The organism is Rossellomorea vietnamensis, from assembly GCF_008180415.1.
GTDB classification, from domain to species: Bacteria; Bacillota; Bacilli; order Bacillales; family Bacillaceae_B; genus Rossellomorea; species Rossellomorea vietnamensis_C.
In genome coordinates, this window is record NZ_VTEI01000007.1 from 58190 (window position 1) to 83295 (window position 25106).

The window sequence follows — 25106 nt, forward strand, 5'->3', positions numbered from 1 at the left end:
CTGCCACCTGCTGTTCTTAGAAGTTTAGTACTTTCTTTGCTGTTTCAATAACATCTTTAAAGTTAGGAAGCCATACCGGCTCCGCTTGAGAGAATGGATACACTGTATCTGGTGCAGCTACACGCAGAACTGGAGCTTCCAGGCTCAAGATTGCACGATCGTTGATTTCAGCAACCACATTAGCAGCGATACCCGCTTGCTTCTGAGCTTCCTGGACAACGATAGCACGGTTTGTTTTCTCAACTGAAGCAATGATGGTATCAATATCAAGTGGACTAACCGTTCTTAAGTCTACAACTTCAACGGAGTGTCCTTCTTTCTCAAGTTCTTCCGCTGCTTTAAGTGATTCATGTACCATCGCACCATAAGTGATGATGGAGAGATCAGTTCCTTCACGTTTCACGTCCGCTTTCCCGATTTCGATTGTGTACTCTTCTTCAGGAACTTCTTCACGGAATGAACGGTAAAGTTTCATGTGCTCAAGGAAAATGACAGGGTCATTATCTCTGATGGCAGCAATCAAAAGACCTTTGGCATCATAAGGAGTTGAAGGAATAACAACTTTCAGGCCAGGCTGCTGAGCGACAAGGCCTTCAAGGCTGTCAGCATGAAGCTCAGGAGTATGTACTCCTCCTCCAAATGGTGAACGGATGGTAACAGGCGCAGTATAAGTACCGCCGGAACGGTAACGCATACGAGCCAGTTGGCCGCTGATTGAATCCATTACTTCGTATACGAAACCGAAGAACTGGATTTCCGGAACCGGACGGAATCCTTCAAGGGCAAGTCCGACAGTCAATCCGCCAATTCCTGATTCTGCAAGAGGTGTATCGAATACACGGTCCTCTCCGAATTCTTTTTGAAGTCCTTCTGTTGCACGGAAAACACCGCCATTCAATCCTACGTCTTCACCGAAAACAAGCACATTTTCATCATTGCGCAGTTCAGTGCGCATTGCATCAGTGATAGCTTGAATCATTGTCATTTGCGCCATGGCTTATTTCGACTCCTTCTCTTTATAGATTTCTAATTGCTCTTGCAAGTTATAAGGAAGTTTCTCATACATGTTATTGATGAAATCCGTTACTTTCTGTTTAGGAGTTCCATCTGCTTTCTTGATTGCTTCCTTGATATCTTCTTTTGCTTGTTCGATTACTTCATTTTCTTTCTCTTCGTTCCAGAGGCTCTTACCTTCAAGGAACTTACGGAAACGAACTAAAGGATCTTTCTTCTCCCAGTCGGTATCCATTTCAGAAGAGCGGTAGCGTGTCGGGTCGTCGCCTGCCATTGTATGGGGGCCATAACGGTAGCAGTGCGTCTCGATTAGTGTCGGGCCTTCCCCGTTCACTGCACGGTCGCGCGCTTCACGCGTAACAGCATAAACAGCAAGCGGGTCCATTCCATCCACGAGTACTCCGGGAATACCTGCTGAAACCGCTTTTTGGGCGATTGTTTTACCAGCTGTCTGTTTATCGCGAGGAGTAGAGATCGCAAATTGGTTGTTTTGTACAACAAAGATTGCAGGTGCACTGAAGGCTCCGGCAAAGTTGATGCCTTCATAGAAGTCACCTTGGGAAGATCCGCCGTCACCTGTGTAAGTGACCGCAACAGATTTCTTGCCCCGTTTTTTCAATCCAAGAGCCACACCGGCTGTCTGGATGTATTGTGCACCGATGATGATTTGCGGAGATAATACATTAACACCCTCCGGAGGCTGGTTTCCTTTGAAATGTCCGCGGGAGAACAAGAAAGCTTGATATAACGGAAGGCCGTGCCAGATAATCTGAGGTACATCACGGTATCCAGGAAGAATCCAGTCATCTTTCTCCAGTGCATAGTGAGAAGCAATTTGTGAAGCTTCCTGTCCAGCAGTAGGAGCGTAGAAACCTAATCTGCCTTGACGGTTAAGAGAAATTGATCTTTGATCAAGAATTCGAGTGTAAACCATGCGGCGCATCAGTTCTTGCAATTGCTCATCGCTTAAATCAGGCATTGCATCCTGATTAACCACTTCGCCTTCTTCGTTTAAAATTTGAACCATTTCGAATTGCGCTTCAATATTCTCAAGCGTTTTTTTCGCATCGAATTGTGCCTTCTTAGATTTAGAAGCCATCGAAGTCACCTCTTCCTTTCTTTATCCACATATTTTAGAGTTTTTTTACATACAGTGATTAGGGTGTCCAGAAAAGCCTGTGACAACCATAATTTTGGCAAATACACATCATTAAACATATGTTTCCACAATTCACTTAAAAGAAAACTCTTTAAGCAGCTTTTTTAGAAATAAACTGTACTAGTCATTTTTTGCAATAAACTAATACACTGTGTGATTACCTTTAATAGTTTACACCACTTTTTTTATAGAAGTCAACGAGTAATGCTTATAAAATCAACTCGTTTTATTAAGTAGAAATCTATAGTTATTCTCACTAATATTAAACTGTATTAATAGAGTCGCAAGATCTGTATTATAAAACAGAGTAACATTCTTTTAACTGTTATACATTAAGCGTTTCATCCATTTACTTGAATGGCTGCCTGCCGCAGATCATTCATATATTCAATAGAGGAAGAGCATTCGATGCTTAGTAAACAAGTGCTTAGTAAACAAGGGCCTGTTAAAAGGGGAAGAAAAACAGGGATAATATAGACAACTACCCACAGGGTTGTTCTTGGAGCATCCCAAAACGAAAAAAAACCGGCCTAGTGGACTGATCCACTGAACCGGGTGAGTAAATTTAAGCCTCTGAATCAATATCTATTTCTGCATTTTCATAAAAAGAAACTTTCGATCCATTAACTTCTTCAGTTAATTGATTATAAGTCTGATTGTGTTCCATTGTTGTTTCATAGTTGGTGTTTACTTTTTCAATTTGAGCCTGCAGCTCTTCCATTGTAAGGTCTTCCTTTTTTAATAACTCATATAGTTCCTTGTCGCTTGAAAGTGATTGCAGATAAGAATCCGCCATAGCTGAATGGGCCTCGAAGCGTTCGTTCATAAGACTTGAAAGATCATCAGCCTCTTTTCTCAGCTCTTCATCTTCGATTTCTTCAATTGAGGATTCAACTGCCTGAAAAGCTTCTTTAGCATCAGCCATCGCTTCCGATTCTTCATTGATTAAGGCTTCTCTTTCACTAATATTCTCTAGTGCCTGATCCGCTATCTTCCTGATTTCTTCAATTTCTTCCATGCTCATGCTGATTGCCTTATCAAACAGTGCTTGTTCTTCTTCTTCCAGCTTGGTCAGTGGCTCTTGTGTTTCTTTAAGCGTTTCTTCTTTTTTGACGGTATCTTCCAAAGTGTTGTATACCATTTCTTGAGGTGTACTTCCTCCCATACATCCTGTAAGCAGGAAAGCGGCACCTGCAGCAGCCAAAACTCCTCGAAGTTTATACACTTTTAAGTCCCCCTTATAATAATGACATTTACTACTATATCCCCACTTTCAACCTTTGACAATCGAAAATTCTTTTCGATGATCCCTCTCAGGAACATTTAGCTTAAAAAGCAATTATAATGATAACGGGTATATTGCCTGTCCTCAATTAATAACTATGATAAAAGTGAAAATGTATGTCAAGGAATATCCCTTTGAAAATGTAGTTAACTTTTTATTAGGGGTCTGTTAGACTATAATCATAAAAAAAGCACAAAAGCCCCTTTTAGCCCCGACAGGCAAATGTTCACTGGAGAAAAAAAGGCGGTCTTTTCTTTTGTTCTCCAGGGGTTATTTGATCCCGAGGGGCTGGGTGCTGGAGCTGGATTGCACAAAAAGCGCAAGCGCCCCGTTAGCCCCGACAGGCAAATGTTCTCTGGAGAAAAAAAGGCGGTCTTTCCTTTTATTCTCCAGGGGTTATTTGACCCCGAGGGGCTGGGCGCTGGAGCTGGATTCAGAAACGCTCTCTATTTTCGAATTAAAAACTTTATACTTTCTTAACTTTAAAAAATCACGCTGTGCAATACTGGGAGGAAAACTCTATGATTACAATGGAAGATATTATACGCGAGGGACACCCTTCCCTAAGGAAAGTTGCCGAAGAAGTCGCAATGCCGCCCTCTGAAGAAGATAAAGAAATACTCGGCAGCCTGCTGGAGTATGTGAAAAACAGCCAGGATCCGGAAACTGCCCAGAAATATGGGCTGAGGACAGGTATCGGACTGGCAGCACCTCAAATTGATGTGTTGAAAAGAATGCTTGCTGTTCATGTTACCGATCCAAAAGGAAATCTATACAGCTATGCATTATTCAATCCTAAAATCGTCAGTCATTCTGTTGAAAAATCATATTTGACGAGCGGTGAAGGCTGCTTATCAGTAGACCGTCATGTACCGGGCTATGTTCCCCGCTATGCCAGAATAACTGTCAAAGGAATCGATATTGATGGCAATCCAGTTAAAGTAAGACTGAAAGGGATGCCTGCAATCGTCTTTCAACATGAACTTGACCACCTCAACGGCATCATGTTCTATGACCATATTAATAACGAGAACCCGATGAGTCCAATTCCTGATGCCACACCTGTTGATAGATAAGAGCAAAAAGAAGGAAGCTTGACTAAGCTTCCTTCTTTTTGTATGAAAATACATTTTTAAATTAATGAAAGTTCTTTAAGACCATGATATATACCATCTTCGTCTACTGATTTGGTTATAAGATCTGCATGCTCCTTCACTTCAGGTACTGCGTTTCCCATGGCCACGCCTGTCCCGACAGCTTCAATCATCTCAATATCGTTTAAGCCATCTCCGAACGCGTATACCTCGCTGATATCGAAGCCCATTTTTTCTATCATCTTTTTGATTCCTTCTGCTTTTGAGCCGCCTCTTGGCAAAATATCCATGGAATATTGATGCCACCTGATGAAATTGAATTTTGAAAACGTGTCTCGATAAATGCTCTCATCCACATCACGGCAGAACAGCAGGGATTGATATATTTCCTTATCACTATAAAAGTCAGGCTGAAAATCGGGGTGAGGGAACTTCAAGCTCGACATGCTTTCTTCTATGAAAGGATGATGCTGGATATTAGCCTTCATTGTCTTCTCGTTTAAGTGGACAACCGGATGGCTGAGTCCTTCAGCCTTGCTCAGTAACTTCTCCAGTTCATCCCTGTCAAGCGGATTCTTATAGATTACTTCATTCTCAAAAACTACATATTGCCCGTTAAAAGAGACAAAGGATTCTATTCCAAGTTCCTCTCTCAGACCTTCATACATAAAAGGCGCACGGCCAGTTGCGATTGCTACATATGTACCATTATCCTGTAACTGCTTGATTGCCTTTTTAGTTGCATCAGGCAATTTTTTATCATGGTCAAGCAGAGTCCCATCTATATCAAAAAATACTATTTTCGACATTTATTCTATCTCCCTTCAATCGTAAGTTATATGATAGTACTTCAATTGAAATACTCTGTCATTCTCCTTCATTAACTTAAACCTCTCCATTTTAAATGTCAATTAACTCCCCTGTCACTAAGACATGAGCTCTGATGTCCTTCGGGAGTTTCTTGAGGGACACTACAAGGTCCAAAAAAGAGCTTGGGTGTCCTTCGGAAGTTTCCTGAGTGACACCTGAAGCCAATAAAAAAGAGCTTTGGTGGCTCTCGTAGATTTCCTGAGTGACAACTGAAGGCTGAAAATAGACTCTGATGTCCTTCATGGATTTCTCGAGGGACACTAGAAGCCCATTAAAGGACCTTTGGTGTCCTTCGGGAGTATCCCGAGGGCACCTGGAACCAGTAAGGAGCTTTGGTGGCTCTCGTAGATTTCCTGAGTGTAACTAAGAGCCCGTAAAAGAGGAAGAATTCTCTGATCACTGTATTTAACCTTCAGACTGGAGGGCGGAATCCTTTAGTAGAAGAGCTGACCCGACCCTCCTGAGAGACAGCTTTCGATGCAGCTCCCACATCAACCGCTGAATCTATCAATGGCTGAAAGCATCTGCTTTTTTTAGACTGTTTTCTAATACATTGTTGCTTTCGGATATTCCTGGAGACTAAGGGTTCTCTTTCTAATTCGAAATAGCAGCTCTTTTCTTTTCGGTGTTACCAGTTTTCATTCCTCTTAATATGGTTATTTTTTTCGGTATTAGTATCAAATAGCAACAAAGTTTACGAAAAGAGCTTTTTTAAAAGAAGTATAATGTGCTTAAACTTTACTCTTCCAATCTTATCCACGTAAAATCTGTCAAAAATTCCATATACTAAAATCGAAAAAAGAGACAGGAGCCTAGCGGGTAAACTTTACTTTAAGACCAATTCTAGGTAAACTACTAATAAGGAGTGATCCAGATGTTAAAGAAGCTTAGAAAGAAGCTCTTGAAACAATGGAAGGATGTACTCAGAAAAAAAACAATCGCTTAAATGTGCAGGCCCTCACGTTTAGGAGGGCTGTTCTTTGTTTAATGATAGTAAAGATGGAATTCGGCAGGACGGGATGAAAAGCCGGTATTCTTTCAACATACTATCAGCATTTATACATAGAGGGTTCTTATTATGTTGAATGCATGAAAACTTTTAAAACTTTTTATATAATAGAAAAAGTTACATTTTTGATTACGGATAAGGAGAGAGAAAAAATGATTTACAAAGTTTACTATCAGGAAACGAAACAGGAAGTTCCTGTGCGCGAATGCACGATGACCCTGTATGTGGAAGCTGATTCAGAACGTGATGTCCGCCTGAAATTGAAAGATAAACCGTATAATATCGAATTTGTTCAATTGCTTGATGACTCACATCTTGACTATGAGAAGCAATCAGAAAACTATAAGGTGGAGAGTTACTAATATTATGAAATTTGTTAAAAATGATCAGACAGCTGTTTTCGCACTTGGCGGTTTGGGCGAAATCGGTAAAAATACTTACGGTGTACAATTTCAGGACGAAATCATTTTAATTGATGCAGGGATCAAGTTTCCGGAAGATGAATTATTGGGAATCGATTATGTTATCCCGGATTATACCTATTTAGTGAAAAATGTTGATAAAATTAAAGGCCTTTTCATCACACATGGCCATGAGGATCATATTGGCGGAATTCCGTATTTACTTAGAGAAATCAATATCCCGATATACGGCGGTAAGCTGGCTATCGGATTATTGAAAAACAAACTTGAAGAACATGGATTGTTACGCACTGCAAAGCTTAATGTCATTCAGGAAGAAGATATCATTAAGTTCAGGAAAACAGCAGTCAGCTTTTTTAGAACGACTCACAGCATTCCCGATTCTTATGGAGTTGTCGTAAAAACACCTCCTGGAAATGTAGTGCATACAGGAGACTTCAAGTTTGATTTCACCCCAGTTGGCGAACCGGCCAACTTGACCAAGATGGCTGAAATCGGCAAGGAAGGTGTACTCTGCCTCCTATCTGACAGTACTAACAGTGAAATACCTAACTTTACTATGTCTGAAAGAAAAGTCGGAGAAAGCATTGATGATATCTTCCGGAAAGTAGAAGGAAGGGTCATATTCGCTACTTTCGCTTCTAACATCTACAGATTGCAGCAAGTTATAGATGCTGCCGTTATGCATGGAAGGAAAGTCGCGGTATTCGGCCGAAGCATGGAGAACAATATTCGTATCGGACAGGAATTGGGATACATCAAGGCACCAGAGAATACGTTTATTGAATCAAACCAAATCAACAGACTGCCGGCAGGAGAAGTGACTATCCTTTGTACTGGAAGCCAGGGAGAGCCTATGGCAGCTCTTTCCCGAATTGCAAATGGTACACACAGACAAATCCAGATCCATCCTGGAGATACGGTCATCTTTTCATCTTCACCGATTCCTGGAAATACCATCAGTGTAAATCGCACGATTAACATGTTGTCCCGTGCAGGTGCTGATGTAATCCATGGCTCTTTGAATGATATCCATACTTCAGGCCATGGAAGCCAGGAAGAACAGAAACTTATGCTTAGGCTCATTAAGCCTAAATATTTCATGCCGATCCATGGAGAGTACCGGATGCAGAAAATGCATAACCAGCTGGCTGTAGATTGTGGAGTTGAACCGGACAATTGTTTCATCATGGATAACGGTGAAGTACTCGCCCTTGGCAATGATACTGCCCAGGTTGCAGGCAAGATTCCATCTGGTTCTGTATATATTGATGGAAGCGGTATTGGTGATATCGGCAATATAGTACTCCGCGACAGAAGAATCCTATCTGAAGAAGGATTGGTCATTGTTGTCGTAAGCATCAACATGAGTGACTTCAAAATTGCTTCCGGCCCTGACATCATCTCCAGAGGTTTTGTCTATATGAGAGAATCTGGTGATTTGATTAATGAAGCTCAAAATATCATCAATAAACATTTAAGCAAGCTTCTTGAGCGCAGAACAAGCCAGTGGTCAGAAATCAAAAATGAAATCACTGATACATTAGCTCCATTCCTATATGAAAAAACTAAACGCCGTCCAATGATCCTGCCGATCATCATGGAAGTGTAATACAACAGAAGCAGCCCCCGGAGTATAAAACTTTGGGGGCTGCTTCTGTTTCAATGACCATCGAAGCTTCCACTGAAGCAGGACGTGTATCATGAGCAAACCATGGAAACATATCAGGTGGTTTTATATCCTTTCCCAAGGCTTTTGCTGAAACCTTTTTCTTAACATAAAAAAAGCAGGCTGCAAAAATTACAGCATACTTTTTCAATGATATTAAAGCATTACTTTCTTCTCAAAACGGGTTATATCCGAGTCTGCCCCAATTACAATCAGAACGTCTCCCGCCTGTATCAGTTCATCAGCCTGAGGCGAAACGAGGATATCTTTGCCTCTTTTGATAGCTACAATATTAATTCCATACTTTGCACGGATATCCAGATCAATTAATGAATTTCCATCCAAGTGGTCATTAGCCACAATCTCGACTATAGAATGTTCATCTGACAGCTCTAGATAATCAAGGACGTTATTGGAAACGATATTATGTGCAATCCTCCGGCCCATATCCCTTTCAGGATGGACAACATGGCTCGCCCCTATCTTCCTCAATACTTTTTCGTGGTAATCATTTTGTGCTTTCACCGTAATATTGTTCACGCCGATTTCTTTCAGCATCAGCGTGGTCAGGATACTGGATTGAATATCATCACCGATCGCGACGATTACATGATCAAAATTCCTTATTCCAAGGCTTTTTAAAACAGATTCATCAGTGGTGTCTGCAACGACAGCATGAGAGGCAATTGATGCGAATTGATTCACCTTATCCTCTTCCTTATCAATCGCCATGACTTCTAAATCCTGATCTGCCAGTGAGTGGACAATACTTCCCCCAAAACGCCCTAATCCTATAACAACAAATTCTTTTTTCACTATAACTCCTCCAACATACGAGAATGCTTATAGCTTAATTTTACCATAAAATTTTGAATTTCAGATTATTTCTTTCCTTTTACATAGTCGGCATCGAAAAGGAACAGTTTCATCAGAAGGATTAAGGAAGGAATCAACAAGAGCAGGCCGGCAATGAAAACCACCACCAGCGAAGTCCCCATTACCGGACTTGTGACGCTGCTTTCAATCGTGATGAACGGCTTCAGGATATACGGCAGATGAGATGCCCCGTAACCAAAGAAAGCAAAAAAGAATTGCAGCATGACCATGATAAAGGCAGCCCCTAGTTTTTTTCGCTTAAAGATGAGAACAGATGCTGCCAGGAAAAATACAAATGACAATCCAAACATCCACCATATATCCAATGCATTTTGAAAATGCTCAAGATTATGTTCTCTAAGTCCAATGAAAACGAGGAAACTTGCCAAGATAGTCGGCGGGCTCCAAAACAGAGCAAATTTCCTTACGATCTCTCTTGCATCCAGATCATTTGCTTTATCTGCATAATAAGTCAGAAACGCTGCGGAAATGAACAGAACAGATACGATTGCCAGCAGAACTACACTCCATGAATACATACTTGTGAATAATTCGCCCGCAAGGAAAATAACTTTGTCCTCCGTCTCTTCAAGGAATCCACCTTCTGAAATCGTCAGAGCCGTCGACAAAGCTGCCGGAATTAAAAGCCCTGTTGCACCGTAAAGAAACAAAAAGAAAACATTATCTTTGGATCCGTAATTACCAAAAGCATAGAAGGCCCCCCTGATCGCAATCAGGATCAGAGCGATACTTCCCGGAATAAGGAGCGCAGTTCCATAATAATAGGCTGTATCTGGGAAAAACCCGACAAGCCCGACAAAGAAAAATACAAAAAATACATTTGTTACCTCCCAGACGGGAGATAGATACCTGGTGATCAGATCATTTACGGTGTGCTTCTTATTGGTCACCTTTGCATAAAAGGCAAAGAAGCCTGCGCCAAAATCAACAGAAGCAACAATCAAATATCCATATAGGAAAACCCAAAGCACTGTAATTCCTAAAACCTCTAAACTCACGAATCTCCCTCCTTTTCCAGCCGCGCAGCGGCCAAACCCCAATGTTTTTCAGCACGTTTCAACTCTCTTATTGGAGTTTACCACTCTTGAATCTCTGCTCATATTCAACTTCAGGCGGCTTATTCTTGAACATTTTAATTAGTACAGTCACACAGAATATCCCTAAAATAATATACAGAATCACGAAGAGCGCGAAGGACAGTCCTACTCCATCCGCTTTGGTTGCAGCATCCGCCACTTTCATATATCCTCTCAATATCCAAGGCTGCCTGCCTACTTCGGCATATATCCAGCCAAACTCAATTGCAAGCATTGAAAGAGGACCACTGGCTACAATACCCCAAAGAAGAGGCTTGTTCCACTCATTGCGTTTCTTCCATTTCCAGAAAAGAACAAACATTGATGTTATAAACAGTGTGAACATCCCTATTGAAACCATTGAATCAAACAGATAGTGCACAACCAATGGAGGAAGTTCGTCCTCTGGAAATTCCTCCAGCCCGATAACTTCTGTATCAAAGGAATTTCCTGCCAGAAAACTCAGAAAACCTGGAAGCCGTATTTCATTATGAATTTCATTATTTTCATCCAATGTTCCAAAGAGTACTAAATCGGCATCGCTTTCTGTTTCAAAATGCCACTCGGCAGCCGCCAGTTTTTCCGGCTGGTATTCAGCCAGAAATTTAGCAGAAACATCCCCTGCGACAGCAGTTCCGACAGCAAAGATAAGGCCGCAGACCATTGTCATTCGCAAAGCTTTTCTATGGTAGGCGCTGCCTTTGTTTTTTAAGATAGCAAAAGCTGTAATGGCTGCAAGGATTAATGCTGAAGTAAGGTATGCCGATGTCAGCACATGAAAAACCTTGGCAGGTGTCGCAGGATTGAACATCGCGGCAATCGGATCGATATTGACTGCCTTCCCTCCCTCCAGGTCAAAGCCTTGAGGAGTGTTCATAAATGCGTTAACCATGGTGATGAAAAGTGCAGAAGCTGAAGATCCAATGATGATCGGTATCGTTAACAGCCAATGGACCATCCGGTTCTTAAATCGATCCCAAGTATACAAATAAATTCCCAAGAAGATCGCTTCAAAGAAAAAAGCAAAGGTTTCCATAAATAATGGCAGCGCGATTACCTGTCCCGCTACCTGCATAAAAGAAGGCCACAGCAAGGATAACTGCAAACCTATCGCTGTACCTGTGACCACTCCCACAGCAACCGTAATCGTGAAACCTCTGGCCCACCTTCTTGCAAGTAATATGTAATGTCCATCATTTCTTTTGATTCCTATGAACTCAGCAATCGAAATCAACACAGGTATCCCGACACCGATTGTTGCAAAAATAATATGAAACGCCAGGGTCACTGAAGTGAGCATCCTGCTCAATATGACACTATCCAGCTCCATACGTATCCCCCCTATCAATCTACTATACTTATAGATATCACTTTTCCACCATTATAAAACCTCCGGACGAGTTTGTGAAGTAATGAGCATTATCCCATAAAAAGAACTATGGTATTTCCATGTCTTCCTTCTTGTAAACCCGCCCTTATTCCTCAGCCGCAGAGTACACCGCCAGTGTGAACGGTTGGTGTACTCTGCGGCTGAAAGACTTTCTTGCCGGGCTTTTGAAATTTTGCTGTTTTCACATAAATTTTTGCTCTCGGAAAACCCCCAAGAATGGGATGACTCTGCTCCCGAGGACGGTATTACCCAACAACCTTTAAGAAAAAAGCGAGATTGAAGGCCAAATCTTTACTCGAGGAACCAGAGGGTTTTAAATAAGGGAATATTTTACCCTTAAGTACAGTCTTCAGCTTATTTTGCTGATGAATAAGAGAAGTTTTTTCCCTTATTTGAAAAAGATGCTCCCTTTTTGGGAATTTTGATTAGAATAAGAGAATATTTTTCCTCTATTGAAGCTATTTTGGGTGCTATTTAGTAATTAAGGGAAGTTTATTCCTCTATTTAAAAAGCTGTTTTCGCATATATTGTTGCTTTCGGAAAAATCCCAAGAGCCGGATTTTTCCCCGTATACTAAGAGTTTTATCTCTTATCGGGGAATAGCAGTTCTTTTCTCTCTTGCAAACCAAGAAATTCCCTGTACATTATGAATTTCCTTGTAAGATCGTATAGAATAGCAACAAAGTTTACGAAATGGCCAAATAAAAAGATAAGGAAACCTGATTACCCTAAGATAAAGTGAGAATTTTCCATACCCAGCTATAAGCTCTCTGGAACCACCGCATAGCCGGCCAGGAGGTTTTCAGGACCATAACAAAACCGCCCTTCTGTGAAGGGCGGTCCTGTTTATCTAGATAACTTCCAGCATTTTAAATTGAGCTTTCACTAAGTGGAAGTATTCTCCCTGCTGATCCATCAATTCATCATGGTTACCATGTTCGATGATGTTTCCGTGGTCAAGCACAAAGATATTATCCGCTTCCCTGATCGTAGAGAGCCTGTGGGCAATCATGATGGCTGTACGACCTTTCAGCAGCGTTCTCAGCGCTTCCTGTATCTGGACTTCCGTTTCTGTATCAATTGAAGCAGTAGCCTCATCCAGGATGATGATCCTCGGATCGGCGAGCAGCGCCCTTGTAAAGGAAATCAGCTGGCGTTCACCCACAGACAATATGTTACCTCTTTCTTCAACTTCCGTCTCATATCCCTGGGGAAGTTTTTCGATGAATTTATGGGCTCCAACAGCCTTGGCTGCTTCCAATACATCCACATCAGAGGCATCCGGCCTTCCAAAGAGTATGTTCTCTTTGATAGTACCCGAAAAGATAAACGTATCCTGAAGCACAATACTGATCTGGCTTCTCAGGCTGGCTAAAGAAACGTCCCTAAGGTCATGGCCGTCAATCTTGACTGACCCGCCTGTAGGATCATAGAAACGGCTGACAAGGTTGGCTATGGTTGTTTTACCGGACCCTGTATGGCCGACAAGCGCAACGGTTTCCCCGGCTTTCATTTCAAGGGATATATTATTAAGTGCTTTCCGTTTGCTGTCATAAGCGAAATCAACATGTTCAAAAACGATATGGCCATCAACATCTTTTAATTCTTTGGCATTCTCCCTTTCTCCGACATTCGGTTTTTCATCAAGGAATTCGAAGATCCTTTCAGAAGATGCCATCCCAACTAAGAGTTGGTTGTATACCATTCCTAATCGTGAAATCGGTTCCCAGAACATTCCAAGGTAAAAGGCAAAAGATACGAACTCTCCCAAGGTGATTGAATCTCCTTGAATCAAAGCTGCACCAAACCAGATCAGGACAGCTGTACCGACTGCATTCGTCAATTCGACCATTGGCCTGAACATCGCACTCTTTTTTGTGGCATTCTTCCAGCTGTCAAAGCTTTCTGTATTGACACCATCGAAGAATTGCATGTTTTCTTTTTCTTGTGTGAACGATTGGGTTACCCGGATTCCCTGGATGCTTTCATTCAAGTGGGAATTCAATTTAGATTGTTTCAAGCGGACCATCTGCCATGATCTTCTTATTTTCTTTCTCAAGCTGGTAGAGATGAAGAACATGAGCGGCAGAATCACAAGTACCGCAAGAGTTAAAGGCGGACTTAAAGTAAACAGAATTACAATAATTCCGATCAGCAGGATCATATCCATGAGGAGGTTGATGACTCCATTAGTGAACAGTTCCTGAAGGGAGTTAATGTCATTCATGATCCTGACAAGTATGGAACCGGCCGAGCGCTGATCGAAAAATCTGTGTGAAAGCCGCTGAACATGAGAGAACAAGTGCTTTCTCAGGTCATAAATGACCCCTTGGCCAAGCATATTCATCCACCGGATCCTCAGCACGTTGGCTATGTAACTAAGAATATAGAGGCCGGCAATTGAAATCACCAAGGTGGTCAGCATGGAGCTGTCTCTTTCTATAATGGCTTTATCAAGAGTGTAAACACCGATCAAGATAGGAATGACCAATCTGACCCCTGTGGTGATCAGCACCATGATGACGGAAAGCGGCAGCAGGTTCTTTGAATAAGGCTTCAAATAGGTCAGCAGCCTCCAGAGCTGTTTCCAGTTAAAAGGTTTATCAATCACCTGATCGGTTGAATAATAAAACCTTTCTAATATTTTCTGATTTGTTTTTTCCTTATTTTTCATAGTCTCACCTACCCTTGCTGTGATTGAAGGATCTTCTTCTGATCTTTATATTGAATGTCATAAATTCGCTGATATGGTCCATTGTTCTTAAGCAGGAAGTCATGGACACCCCGTTCAACGATTTTACCGTTTTCGAGCACAAGGATTTCGTCTGCATGTTTCAACGAAGAAATACGATGGGCGATGATGAAGGTCGTTCGACCAGCCATCACCTCATTGAAGCCTTGTTGAATCTTGAACTCTGTTTCCATATCAACTGCACTTGTTGCATCATCCAAAATGAGGATACTTGGATCTGTGCAGATCGCACGTGCAATAGCGATACGCTGTTTTTGCCCGCCGGAAAGGCCGAGGCCTCTTTCTCCCAGCTTTGTATCGTAACCGTCTTCAAGTTCCGCAATGAAGTCATGAGCCTGTGCTCTTTTGGCAGCATCGATGATTTCTTCCATAGTGGCTTCGGGCCTTCCATAGGAAATATTCGTCTTGATTGTTGATGAAAATAAGAAGGATTCCTGCAGAACAAACCCAATATTCTTTCTTAGTGATTTAATGGCGTAATCCTGAACAGGTCTTCCATCAACCAGCACTTCTCCTTCACTGGGTTCATAGAACCGGGTCATCAGGCTGGTAATGCTGGTTTTCCCAGATCCGGTCCCGCCTATCAGACCAATGACTTTTCCTGGTTCAGCCTTGAAGGAAATCCCCTCGAGGGCATCTTCATCATCCTTTGTATATTTCAGGGTTACATTTTTGAATTCTACTTCACCTTTCATTCTGTCGACTTTGACAGCATCGTCTTTGTCGACAATGTCTTCATTTGCTTCGAGAATTTCAAGGAGGCGCTCACCAGATGCCTTAGATTGCGAGAATTGGTTGATGGTGAACCCAAGGTTCATAATCGGCCAAATGATGTACCACAGCAAGCTGTAGAAGGCCACCAGCTCACCTGGTGATAAGCTGCCGTTCATAACTTGAAATCCGCCATAGGAAAGCAGGAGGACAACACTGACATTCCCTAAAAACTCCATAAGCGGGAAATACTTTGCCCAAACATCCGACGTCAATAAGTACTTATCTTTGTAATCTCCGTTTGATGAGTTGAACTTTTCGATTTGAAAGTCTTCCCTTGATAAAGATTTTACCGTATTGATACCACTGATATTTTCCTGTACGTTTGTATTCAATTTCCCGAAAGACTTTCTGATCCCGCGGAAAGCAGGATGCACTGCTTTATCAAACTTATAAACCGACACAGCGAGAAACGGCAGGGTAGACAATGTCACGAACGTAAGTGACGGAGAGTAGTAAAACATGACTCCGAAACTGAGGGTGACCAGCAGGGCGAAGCGAATCAATTCGGAGATCCCGAATGAAAGGAAAAACCTGAATGCCTCTACATCCGCTGTCAGCCTTGACATCAGATCTCCTGTTTTAGCGTTATCATAATAACGGAAGGGAAGATATTGAAGCTTTTCATACAGCTCATTGCGCAGTCTGTATACACTTGTAATCCCAAACATATCCCCGTTATATTGATGAATGAAAGTGGTGACACCTTTTATGACCATGATAAAGATGAAACCGAACGCCAAATAAGGTACCAGGCCAAACTCCCTCTGCAATATTACATCATCGATTGTCCTCTGCAGGATGATCGGGTAAACCACTGTGATACCTGTTACGAAAACCAAGAAAATAATCGAAATGAAAAAGAATTTTTTGTAAGGCCAGTAAAACTGCTTTAACTTTTTAAATGTATCCACTTATTTTCCCCCTCTCTTTGATGCAAAAAATTCATGTACTATTTAATATATCGGGTTTCGAAATATTTTTCCACCTTTTTATTTGAATTTTTTACTTTTTTAAGAATCCTTCATGAATTCTGATTTTACTACTATGGATACTTTACTTAACTAAGCATAGGAAGAGATCGGTCAAATGGCCGACCCCTTCTCCCCCTTTAGTCGCTTACTCCCTTTTGTCAATTATTCAACAGCCCGATTGACACGTTTTTCAGGAGCTTCATCCCGATTTCCCTAATTGAAAGGAATTAATTTTCATTTTTCACCAAGCTGCGATTTCAAATAAATTTTCGATAACTACCGCTATAATGCGGGATAACCTGGTAAGCCAGAAAGAAAAGAGCTGCTCTCCCTGTTCAGAGAGAAATTCCAAGAAAAATCCGGCACTTGTAATTTTTCCGTATGCAGCAATTAATGAGAAAACAGCCTTCATCAAGCGGATCTTTCGCCATGATTGTCGAATAAAACAATCTGGTTTTTGACAACACTAATGAAGTTATGTTTATACTTATAAGGTCTTTTTGCTTGTACATATAACCTTAATATGAAAGGAATGACTAAGATGGGCTTTATATTAGGCTTGAATGGATTTACAGAAAGAATAAATGACTTTGATTGGACAGGGCTTTTAATCACAATAGGAATTTCCTTCTTGCAAATTATAGCTATTTATATTGCATTTTTGTTAGTAAGAGGATTTGGAAACAAAGTTCTTCATAGGGCATTCAGCAAATATAGCGAGAGAAACAGTGTCTCTGCGGCGAGAGCACAAACCTTAGAGAGTTTGGCAAGAAACATTTTCTCCTACGTATTGATCTTTATTTTCTTCGTGACCATCCTTCAAATCTTCGGAATACAGGTAACAGCCATTCTTGCAGGTGCCGGGATTATTGGACTTGCCGTCGGTTTTGGTGCACAGGGACTGGTCAGTGATGTGGTTACCGGCTTCTTCATTCTGCTGGAAAAACAAATTGATGTAGGAGATTATGTCACAGCAGGAAGTTATTCAGGAATTGTTGAGGCTGTCGGACTTAGAACGACGCAGATCCGCAGCTTTGATGGCACATTGAATTTCCTTCCTAACAGGGAAATTACCTCGTTGAGCAATCATTCCAGAGGAAACATGAGGGCGCTTGTCGATATAGGGATCTCTTATGATGACGATATTGATAAAGCCATCACGGTCCTACAGCAGGTCTGTGACAAGGCGGCAGCCGAAGATGAAAATATTGTGGATGGCCCTAATGTAATCGGTGTCCAGACGCTTGGAGCATCAGATGTGGTCATCAGAGTGATTGGGAAAACAAAAAATATGGAGCAATGGGGCGTGGAACGCAAACTGCGCAAAGCTCTTAAAGAAGCCCTTGATCAAAATGGCATTGAAATTCCATATCCGCATCAAGTGTACATCGAAAAGAAAGAACAATAATAAAAAAACAACGTCCAATTTCAGGACGTTGTTTTTTATTGGCTGTTTTCGCATCTATTGTTGCTTTCGGATATCCCCGGATACTAAAAGTTTTATCTCTTATCGGGGGAGAGTAGCCTTTTCTTTTAGATTTTAGCCTATTTTATCTTCTCTTAATATGGTTACTTTTTCGAGATGAGAATGAAATAGCAACAAAGTTTACGAAAAGAGCCTTTTTATTTTTGTTCCTTATAAAGTACTGATGTAATCCGTCACAGTGGAGATTGCAAATTCAATGGCCGCTTCATCAGGATTCAATTTAGCATGATGAAGCCCGAATTCAGAATTAACCCCAAGCCAGAACATGAAACCGGGAATTTCTTCAAGCATGTAGCCGAAGTCCTCACCTGTCATAGCCTCATCACATAAAACAAGGTCTACATTCTCTTTCGTTTGCAGAAATTCAATGAACCTTCTTGTCGCCTTTTCTTCATTGAAAACCTGGCGGTACATGCTGCCGTAGTCAATGACCGCCTCACAGTCATAGCCGATTTCAATCCCTTTTACCAGTGCCTGAATCCGTTGTTTCACACTATCCATCGACTCGGCAGATAATGTCCTGATGGTTCCCTCCAGTCTTGCTGTTTCTGCAATTATATTCTGGACGGTTCCTCCTGTGATTTTTCCTATAGTCACCACCGCGCTGTCAAGCGGGTTTATATTTCTGGAGACAACCGTCTGCAGCTGGGTAACGAGCATGGCGGCTGCCACAACCATATCTTTGGTATGGTGAGGATAAGCTGCATGACCTCCTTTTCCTTTCAAGTCGATGAACAGTTCTGAGGTGTTGGCAAACAACAGGCCTTCCTTAATGGCAATAGTCCCTACCTCATACTCTGGCGCGACATGAAGGCCAATAATAAAGTCAGGTTTCCATTCTTTCATAATCTCACTTTCAAGCATGGGTTTCGCGCCTCCGGGACCTTCTTCTGCTGGTTGAAAAACAAACAGAAGATGATCTTCCATTGGGTTTCTTGCAAAATGGGTCAGTATCCCCAACGCAATACTCATATGGAAGTCGTGCCCGCATGCATGCATTCTCCCTTCATGTTCCGAGCGAAATGGAAGGCTGGTGTTTTCTTCAATCGGCAGGCCATCAATATCTGTGCGGTAACCGACCGTCTTTCTTGGATTAGTGCCTTCCAGCCTTACGAACAGGCCTGTTTTCCACTTTTTCACTTGAAGCCTTTCCTGCGGCAGGCTTTCAATATACGAAAGCAGATACTCTTGTGTCTTATGCTCTTTAAATCCCAGCTCAGGGATCTTATGGAGATCTCTTCTGATTTCAATGAATGTGTTGCTTTCAGGCATGGTTGTGCCTCCTTTCATATGGCTCCTGCATTGACTCTATGTGAAAGACTCTTTTCGTAAACTTTGCTGCTATTTAATACTAATTTCGAAAAAATAACCCTATTACGGAGATGAAATCTGGTAACACGGAAAAGAAAAGAGCAGCTCTTCCCGGTTTAGAGTTAAAACTCATAGTATCCGGGGGAAAATCCGCCTCTTGGGATTTTTCCGAAAGCAACAATATATACGAAAACAGCCATGTGAAAAGGACTGATGCCGTATGGCCCTCAGTCCTTTATCCAATCAACCGATGACCGGCAATTATTACAGTTGTCTAAGTTCTTGCTTGATTTCGGTCTTTGATTTTGTTTTTTCATCGATTTCTTTAATGACTTTGGCCGGGGTACCAGCTACAACAGTGTATGGAGGCACATCTTCTACCACAATAGCGCCCGCTGCCACAACGGCACCTTTTCCTACCGTGACGCCTTCAAGAACAACTGCATTCGCTCCAACCACTACATCGTCTTCGATTACAACCGGCTTTGCAGATGGAGGCTCAATGACACCAGCAAGGACGGAGCCGGCACCGATATGGCAATTCTTGCCCACAGTTGCACGTCCGCCAAGTACTACGTTCATATCAATCATTGTTCCTTCACCAATCACAGAACCGATATTGATGGAGGCTCCCATCATGATGACAGCATTATCGCCGATTTCCACCTGATCCCTGATGATGGCGCCAGGTTCGATACGGGCTTTGATGCCTTTCATATCAAGCAGAGGAATGGCCGAATTGCGGCGGTCGTTCTCCACTACAAAATCCACTATATCCTTTTTATTGTTTTCGAGTGCTTCGGAAATCTCTGCCCACTCTCCGAACACCACACCGGATTCGCCATTAATAAAGCTTTTTGCATTAGCGCCAAAGTTAATATCCGAAAGGTTTCCTTTGACATATACTTTGACAGGTGTAGATTTGGTGCTATTTTGAATAAATGAGATGATCTCATTTGCATCCATTTGTTTCATTTGAGTAACCCCCTATTAATATGTATATATTCAGAAATCTATTATCCACTTTAACAAATTAAAGGACGAAAGACAAGAATTCTCTATTCTTACCATTAAAAAATAGATGTGCTGTTTTCCTCTAAAAACTCTTCTACTATTTCCACAAAAGCCTGAACCTGCTTCAGCTGGAAAGCAGAATCATAGCCAATAAGCCAAGTGTCCCTGTGGATCGAACCTTTCTTTTCATCCATTAGGGGAATTTTATAAAGATTTTCCTCAGCCCCGTTTAACGTAATTGCCGGCAGAATCGCATATCCTATCCCATTGAATGTCATCTGCTTACATGTCTCTATTTGATCGACCACTATCGTCCGTTTAGGTACTGATTGAAATTGGCGGTGCCACCAATCCTGAATTTCCTGATAGTAGTTTGAATCGCTCTTGAATTGAATGAAAGGACGATCTGTTTCCAAAACTTCTTCCACATTCTGAATTTCCCTATCTACTAAGTACAGCCTGTCAGTGAAAAGGTGATACTTGGGACCTTTCCAATCAGCAGTTCCCCTTATGATGCCTATATGAACCTGATCTTCATATAGTGCTTCCAGTATTTCACTGCTCCACCCGGTGATCAAGGAGATTTTAGCATGCGGATACGCATCTACAAACTTCTTGAGAACTTGGGGAAGCCAATTCTGTCCTACAATGGATGCGCATGCAATCTTAAGGGTTCCATGCACTTTGGATTGCAGGGCCTGGATTTCTTCCTTCACCTTCTCTTCCTTTTGCAGCATTTCCTGTGACAGCTTAACCACAAGCTCTCCAGCAGGAGTAAGAGACAACCCTTTCTGGGACCTGATAAACAGTTTGGTTCCCCACTCCTTTTCAATGTTCTGAAGCCTTTGAGATAAAGCAGGCTGAGAAACAAACAACCGTTCCGCTGCTTTTCTCATATTCATTTCCTGAGCAAGAACAGACATTAACTGATATTCAGAAAAAGCCATAAAGCCTTCACTCCTATCAATAAGTTTTTCTTATATTATATCTTAGTTTTTATGTAATTTCATTATGACCTCAAAAAGAATACACTATTAGCAGAAAGTAAATGTGACTAACAGAAGATAAATGAGGTGATAACATGTTCATTCTCCTTTTGCTTGCAGGATTTTTCACTGCTCTTATAGGAACTATTGCAGGCAGCGGCGGCTTGATCGGCCTTCCTGTCATGCTCCTCGCAGGTCTGCCTATCCATTCCGCTATTGCAACGAGCAAGTTTTCAAATACGATCAGCTCATTTTCCAGCTTTGCCTATTTGCTAAGAAAAAGAGAAATACGGTGGAAAGAAGCTTTCTCCATCCTTCCCTTTGCATTTGGCGGCGGGATTGCAGGGGGACTGACAGCAGGTTTGCTTTCTCAGTCAACTTTGGAAGCCCTGGCCATTATTTTTTTATCGACCGCATTTTCACTCAATTTCATTAGGAAATCCTCACCCTCCCAGACAGGGGATACCGAAAACCTAAAAGGCATCGGTCCTTTTTTAACTGCCATAGGTTTCTATGATGGTATGTTCGGACCTGGCCAGGCAACAATGCTGATGCACACTTTTATTTACAAAGGGGTCTCTTTTATCAAATCCATTGCTTTTACAAGATTCCAAACCTTTATTTCCTGTTCAGCTGCCTTCACAGCTTATCTTTACAATGGACATTTTATCTGGCAGGCAGGCTTGGCTTTTTGTCTTGGCAGCCTCATGGGCGCACAAATAGCTGTAAAAATCGCTGGCAAGGTTCCCTTGCAGCTGGCAAAAACCGTTTTAAATGTGATGACTCTTATTTTGATCGTTAAGTTGGTTCATTCCTTACTGTTCTAGAAGATAAAAAACCTTGCTCTTGGTTTTCCTTTTTGAATTCTGATAGGTGTATGAGAGGAATCTCGCTTAGTCTGAATCTGCTCCTGCACACTCACCCCCCTCCAAGAAACTTCAAGTAAATAGCTTTTGATTATTATTTAACCCTTCAAATAATCAACCAGCAGCGGAATTTAAATAACACTTTAGCAAGATGAGCGCACTGAAACAGTCCAACAAAGACTATTAATTGTAAAACTTGCCTTTTCCGCTTCAGAGATTATGAAAGAGCTTTGGTTTCCGTTGAAGATAACCGGCTCATCTGAGTAGGCGCTTGATGGATCAGGTCTTATAACGAAATCCGCCTGTCATTTCATTAATTGGGTACCCAGCGGTATAATTAAGGGAACTTTTTTCCCTTATTCGTCAATCCAAGTTAAATACTGGGTAAATAGAGGAACTTTTTTCCGTTATATGATAAAACAGAACATTTTTTAGTGTATTTAGTTAAATAAGGGAATTTTCTTCCCCTATCTTAGCTTTTTTCAATGTTTCTTAGTAAATAAGGGAACTTTTTTCCCCTATTTATTATTTATAGTACTGAGCCATATTGGAAAGACTCACCCGTTACTTGCTTGAGTTAGCATGTTTCTATGAACTAGTTGAAAAAGGCCGCATTCCCGACAGGCAATTGTGCCCAAAAAATTCTATACGTTGCCTTCAATAAAAAAGTCAACTATTCTTCCTATTTAAGGAAGGGTAGTTGACTTTATCTTTGTTCATATAAAGTAAATTTTAAAATTCTCTAGATTTTCAGTTTTCTAAGCAAGACTGGATGCCTTGTTCACTCTATAGACTGCGGTTTTCGTTGATTACCTTCTCAGCCTCGCTCTCCACCTTACTGAATATTCATTCATTTAGACTTTGTAACGATCACTGGATCCCCTGCCTGAATCTATTCCATCGCTATTAAACTCCGTCATCCTGTTTCCCTCGACTGTCTGGAAGCATTTCTGAATACAACGGTTCCCAGCTTGGACCGGCCTCCTCCTAATTGACTGGGTTTAATCAATTAAAGAGAACTTCCAGACATCTCCCAATCAGTCTTTTTTAGGAAGAAACAAAATAAGCAAAAGGCTTATAACAGCAAAGGACAACACCCCAATATATACCCAATGAAGAGAAAAAGTCAGGGCAGACTGCAAGGTTTCTCTTAATGGACCGCTGAGTTCACTTCTCTTCTTCTCATCAAGAAGCATATTAACTACATCAATGTCAGCTTTTGTATGGTCCTTGTTCTCTAAATATTGCTTTATAGAGCTGTTCAGTATCCCGCCGAGTAGCGCCGCTCCCAAGGTACTTCCCAGGTTTCTCATGAACATGTTGGCAGCAGTGGCAATCCCTCTTTGCTTCCATTCAACCGTACTCTGGATGGATACGATAAAGGAGGTAGAAGTCAATCCCATACCTGCTCCAACAAAGAAGGAACCTGCTGCTGCCCATAAAGGTCCCGAATCAGCACCCATGGTGACAAAGAAAATGCTCCCGATGATCAGGGAGAATCCGCCTATCAGCGAAGTCTTATAGTATCCTATTTTCAGAAGTAATCTTCCTGCAGCCGTTGCTGCAATCGGCCAGCCGATGGACATTGTTGTCAGAGTGAAGCCAGCCACTGTGGGGCTTCGTTCCATGACTCCCTGCACAAAGGCAGGAAGAAAACTGGAGATTCCTATTAACATCACTCCTGTAGTGAGTGAAACAATATTTGCTATAAAGATAGATTGCTCCTTCCAGATACTGAACGGCATCATTGGTTCCTGAGCTCTTCTTTCCTGAAATATGAACCCTATAAAAAATAAGATGGCGGCAGCAATCAAAGCTATAGCTGCGGGTGAATCCCATGGGATATGGACTCCCCCTTCCACAAGGATGAACATCAATGTGGAAATGGCACTGTCAGTAATAAAGCCCCAAGGTAATCAATCTTATGCTTTTCCTTCTTAACGTCTTCATGGAGAAACAGCCAAAGGGCAGCAATGGACAATACCCCAAGCGGAATGTTGATCCAGAATACATAATGCCAGCTGACATACTCCACCAGCAATCCTCCAATTGCGGGGCCGCTGACAGCAGAGATACCCCAGACAGAAGACAAATACCCTTGTATTTTCGCTCTTTCTTCCCTAGTATAAATGTCACCGACAATGGTAGTCGCCATTGGAAGAACAGCTCCTGCACCAAATCCCTGAATCAGCCTGTATAGGATCAGCTGTTCCATTGACTGCGCAAAACCACATAGTATGGACCCTGCCATGAATAAAACAATGCCGAATGTAATAATGGGTTTTCTTCCAAATAAGTCAGATAACTTTCCATAAATCAATACCGTGACCGCATTCATCAGCAAATAAGCTGAAAAGACCCAGCTGTATAAAGAAAAGCCTCCCAGATCCCCTACAATAGCCGGCATGGCAGTGGATACAATCGTTGCCTCTATTGCACCCATGAACATGGCGAGCATGACTGCTGCAAGTACGAAAGGCCTTTTTGTCCTTTTAGGAGCCTGTCCGATTGAACTCCCATCCTCTTTCGACATCTCACTTCCCCCTCTTCCGTATTCATCTATTATTAGTAAGAAGAGCCCCCGTTATAGGGAGCTCCAGATATCATGCATTATGTATATTACGGTTTAGCTGTTTAAGGATAACTCTCCTGGTCATGATACCTTCAAAAAGACCGTCTTCATCCACTACACAGAGAAACGGATGATCAATTAGAAGCTGAAGCGCTTTAATGAATTTGGTTCGAAGTAAAATTGTAGGAAAATCCACATCCATGACTTCCTCTACCTTTTTCTCATCCAATTTTTCAAATTCGATATGCTCAAGACCCAGGATTGAATCTGTAATCAAGCTTGAACTGATTAATCCTTCTAAGTGAAATTGTGCATCGAGCACTGGAATGGACGAATACCCGCTTTTCGTCAAGACGAGCAGAGCGTGTTCCAGTGTATTAGCTTTCTGAACATGAGCAACCTTTTCTGACGGTATAATAAAGTCGGCAATATTCGCTTCCAGGAAATCCTTGCTGTGTAACGAAAACATTATGAACCCCTCACTCTCGT

General features: G+C 41.8%; 18 protein-coding genes and 1 pseudogene. 5 read left to right on the plus strand and 14 right to left on the minus strand.

What is annotated here, in order from left to right:
* Positions 1-16: 16 nt before the first annotated feature.
* The 3 genes from FZC78_RS14060 to FZC78_RS14070 form a co-directional block, all read right to left on the minus strand.
* Complete coding sequence (locus FZC78_RS14060) at positions 17-994, minus strand: alpha-ketoacid dehydrogenase subunit beta (RefSeq protein WP_148940463.1); 978 nt, start codon at positions 992-994, stop codon at positions 17-19.
* Between the two features lie 3 nt (positions 995-997).
* Positions 998-2113, minus strand: a complete 1116-nt coding sequence (gene pdhA, locus FZC78_RS14065; protein WP_148940465.1) for a pyruvate dehydrogenase (acetyl-transferring) E1 component subunit alpha — start codon at positions 2111-2113, stop codon at positions 998-1000.
* A gap of 625 nt (positions 2114-2738) precedes the next feature.
* Positions 2739-3398, minus strand: a complete 660-nt coding sequence (locus tag FZC78_RS14070) for a YkyA family protein (RefSeq protein WP_148940467.1) — start codon at positions 3396-3398, stop codon at positions 2739-2741.
* A 581-nt stretch (positions 3399-3979) separates the two neighbouring features.
* Between FZC78_RS14070 and def the strand changes: the two genes are divergently transcribed.
* Positions 3980-4534: a peptide deformylase gene (gene def, locus FZC78_RS14080; RefSeq protein ID WP_148940468.1), complete on the plus strand. Its 555-nt coding sequence runs from the start codon at positions 3980-3982 to the stop codon at positions 4532-4534.
* A 56-nt stretch (positions 4535-4590) separates the two neighbouring features.
* Here the strand turns inward: def and FZC78_RS14085 are convergent, their stop codons facing one another.
* Entirely contained in the window at positions 4591-5361 is a 771-nt protein-coding gene (locus FZC78_RS14085; RefSeq protein ID WP_148940470.1) for a Cof-type HAD-IIB family hydrolase, read from the minus strand.
* A gap of 1222 nt (positions 5362-6583) precedes the next feature.
* Between FZC78_RS14085 and FZC78_RS14090 the strand changes: the two genes are divergently transcribed.
* Positions 6584-6793 carry a DNA-dependent RNA polymerase subunit epsilon gene (locus FZC78_RS14090; RefSeq protein ID WP_148940472.1) on the plus strand — a complete coding sequence of 70 codons (210 nt, stop codon included), beginning with the start codon at positions 6584-6586 and terminating at the stop codon, positions 6791-6793.
* Between the two features lie 4 nt (positions 6794-6797).
* Entirely contained in the window at positions 6798-8465 is a 1668-nt protein-coding gene (rnjA, locus tag FZC78_RS14095) for a ribonuclease J1 (protein ID WP_148940474.1), read from the plus strand.
* Positions 8466-8678: 213 nt separating this feature from the next.
* On the opposite strand, the gene FZC78_RS14100 is transcribed toward rnjA, so the two are convergent.
* The 5 genes from FZC78_RS14100 to FZC78_RS14120 form a co-directional block, all read right to left on the minus strand.
* Positions 8679-9338 (minus strand): potassium channel family protein, encoded by a 660-nt coding sequence (locus FZC78_RS14100; protein WP_148940475.1) that lies wholly within the window; start codon positions 9336-9338, stop codon positions 8679-8681.
* 65 nt (positions 9339-9403) lie between these two features.
* Entirely contained in the window at positions 9404-10417 is a 1014-nt protein-coding gene (locus tag FZC78_RS14105) for a cytochrome d ubiquinol oxidase subunit II (protein WP_148940477.1), read from the minus strand.
* Between the two features lie 67 nt (positions 10418-10484).
* On the minus strand, positions 10485-11825 hold the full coding sequence (locus tag FZC78_RS14110; RefSeq protein ID WP_148940479.1) for a cytochrome ubiquinol oxidase subunit I: 1341 nt from the start codon (positions 11823-11825) through the stop codon (positions 10485-10487).
* 910 nt (positions 11826-12735) lie between these two features.
* Entirely contained in the window at positions 12736-14559 is a 1824-nt protein-coding gene (locus FZC78_RS14115; RefSeq protein ID WP_148940480.1) for an ABC transporter ATP-binding protein, read from the minus strand.
* 8 nt (positions 14560-14567) lie between these two features.
* Entirely contained in the window at positions 14568-16322 is a 1755-nt protein-coding gene (locus FZC78_RS14120) for an ABC transporter ATP-binding protein (RefSeq protein WP_148940482.1), read from the minus strand.
* Positions 16323-16923: 601 nt separating this feature from the next.
* On the opposite strand from FZC78_RS14120, the gene FZC78_RS14125 reads away from it, so the two are divergent.
* On the plus strand, positions 16924-17790 hold the full coding sequence (locus tag FZC78_RS14125; protein WP_148940483.1) for a mechanosensitive ion channel family protein: 867 nt from the start codon (positions 16924-16926) through the stop codon (positions 17788-17790).
* A gap of 228 nt (positions 17791-18018) precedes the next feature.
* Here FZC78_RS14125 and FZC78_RS14130 read toward each other — a convergent pair whose 3' ends face one another.
* From FZC78_RS14130 to FZC78_RS14140, 3 genes are all read right to left on the minus strand, one after another.
* The gene (locus tag FZC78_RS14130) at positions 18019-19140 is read right to left on the minus strand and encodes an N-acetyldiaminopimelate deacetylase (protein WP_148940485.1); all 1122 of its coding nucleotides are present in this window, start codon (positions 19138-19140) and stop codon (positions 18019-18021) included.
* 303 nt (positions 19141-19443) lie between these two features.
* Complete coding sequence (gene dapD, locus FZC78_RS14135) at positions 19444-20154, minus strand: 2,3,4,5-tetrahydropyridine-2,6-dicarboxylate N-acetyltransferase (RefSeq protein WP_148940487.1); 711 nt, start codon at positions 20152-20154, stop codon at positions 19444-19446.
* A gap of 95 nt (positions 20155-20249) precedes the next feature.
* Positions 20250-21140, minus strand: coding sequence for a LysR family transcriptional regulator (locus tag FZC78_RS14140; RefSeq protein ID WP_148940489.1), 891 nt, complete (start codon positions 21138-21140; stop codon positions 20250-20252).
* 134 nt (positions 21141-21274) lie between these two features.
* Between FZC78_RS14140 and FZC78_RS14145 the strand changes: the two genes are divergently transcribed.
* A complete protein-coding gene (locus FZC78_RS14145) occupies positions 21275-22006 on the plus strand; it encodes a sulfite exporter TauE/SafE family protein (protein WP_148940491.1) in 732 nt (243 codons plus the stop codon).
* 1076 nt (positions 22007-23082) lie between these two features.
* Here the strand turns inward: FZC78_RS14145 and FZC78_RS14150 are convergent.
* Positions 23083-24578, minus strand: a pseudogene (locus tag FZC78_RS14150) (MDR family MFS transporter).
* Positions 24579-24648: 70 nt separating this feature from the next.
* Positions 24649-25086 (minus strand): cyclic-di-AMP-binding protein CbpB, encoded by a 438-nt coding sequence (cbpB, locus tag FZC78_RS14155; RefSeq protein ID WP_148940492.1) that lies wholly within the window; start codon positions 25084-25086, stop codon positions 24649-24651.
* Positions 25087-25106 lie beyond the last annotated feature (20 nt).

What these genes read in the sequence shown, in the direction of transcription:
- FZC78_RS14060 (WP_148940463.1), bottom strand. Translation starts at nt 994, where the DNA reads ATGGCGCAAATGACAATGATTCAAGCTATCACTGATGCAATGCGCACT.
- pdhA (WP_148940465.1), bottom strand. Translation starts at nt 2,113, where the DNA reads ATGGCTTCTAAATCTAAGAAGGCACAATTCGATGCGAAAAAAACGCTT.
- def (WP_148940468.1), top strand. Translation starts at nt 3,980, where the DNA reads ATGATTACAATGGAAGATATTATACGCGAGGGACACCCTTCCCTAAGG.
- FZC78_RS14085 (WP_148940470.1), bottom strand. Translation starts at nt 5,361, where the DNA reads ATGTCGAAAATAGTATTTTTTGATATAGATGGGACTCTGCTTGACCAT.
- FZC78_RS14090 (WP_148940472.1), top strand. Translation starts at nt 6,584, where the DNA reads ATGATTTACAAAGTTTACTATCAGGAAACGAAACAGGAAGTTCCTGTG.
- rnjA (WP_148940474.1), top strand. Translation starts at nt 6,798, where the DNA reads ATGAAATTTGTTAAAAATGATCAGACAGCTGTTTTCGCACTTGGCGGT.
- FZC78_RS14110 (WP_148940479.1), bottom strand. Translation starts at nt 11,825, where the DNA reads ATGGAGCTGGATAGTGTCATATTGAGCAGGATGCTCACTTCAGTGACC.
- FZC78_RS14115 (WP_148940480.1), bottom strand. Translation starts at nt 14,559, where the DNA reads ATGAAAAATAAGGAAAAAACAAATCAGAAAATATTAGAAAGGTTTTAT.
- FZC78_RS14125 (WP_148940483.1), top strand. Translation starts at nt 16,924, where the DNA reads ATGGGCTTTATATTAGGCTTGAATGGATTTACAGAAAGAATAAATGAC.
- FZC78_RS14130 (WP_148940485.1), bottom strand. Translation starts at nt 19,140, where the DNA reads ATGCCTGAAAGCAACACATTCATTGAAATCAGAAGAGATCTCCATAAG.
- dapD (WP_148940487.1), bottom strand. Translation starts at nt 20,154, where the DNA reads ATGAAACAAATGGATGCAAATGAGATCATCTCATTTATTCAAAATAGC.
- FZC78_RS14140 (WP_148940489.1), bottom strand. Translation starts at nt 21,140, where the DNA reads ATGGCTTTTTCTGAATATCAGTTAATGTCTGTTCTTGCTCAGGAAATG.
- FZC78_RS14145 (WP_148940491.1), top strand. Translation starts at nt 21,275, where the DNA reads ATGTTCATTCTCCTTTTGCTTGCAGGATTTTTCACTGCTCTTATAGGA.
- cbpB (WP_148940492.1), bottom strand. Translation starts at nt 25,086, where the DNA reads ATGTTTTCGTTACACAGCAAGGATTTCCTGGAAGCGAATATTGCCGAC.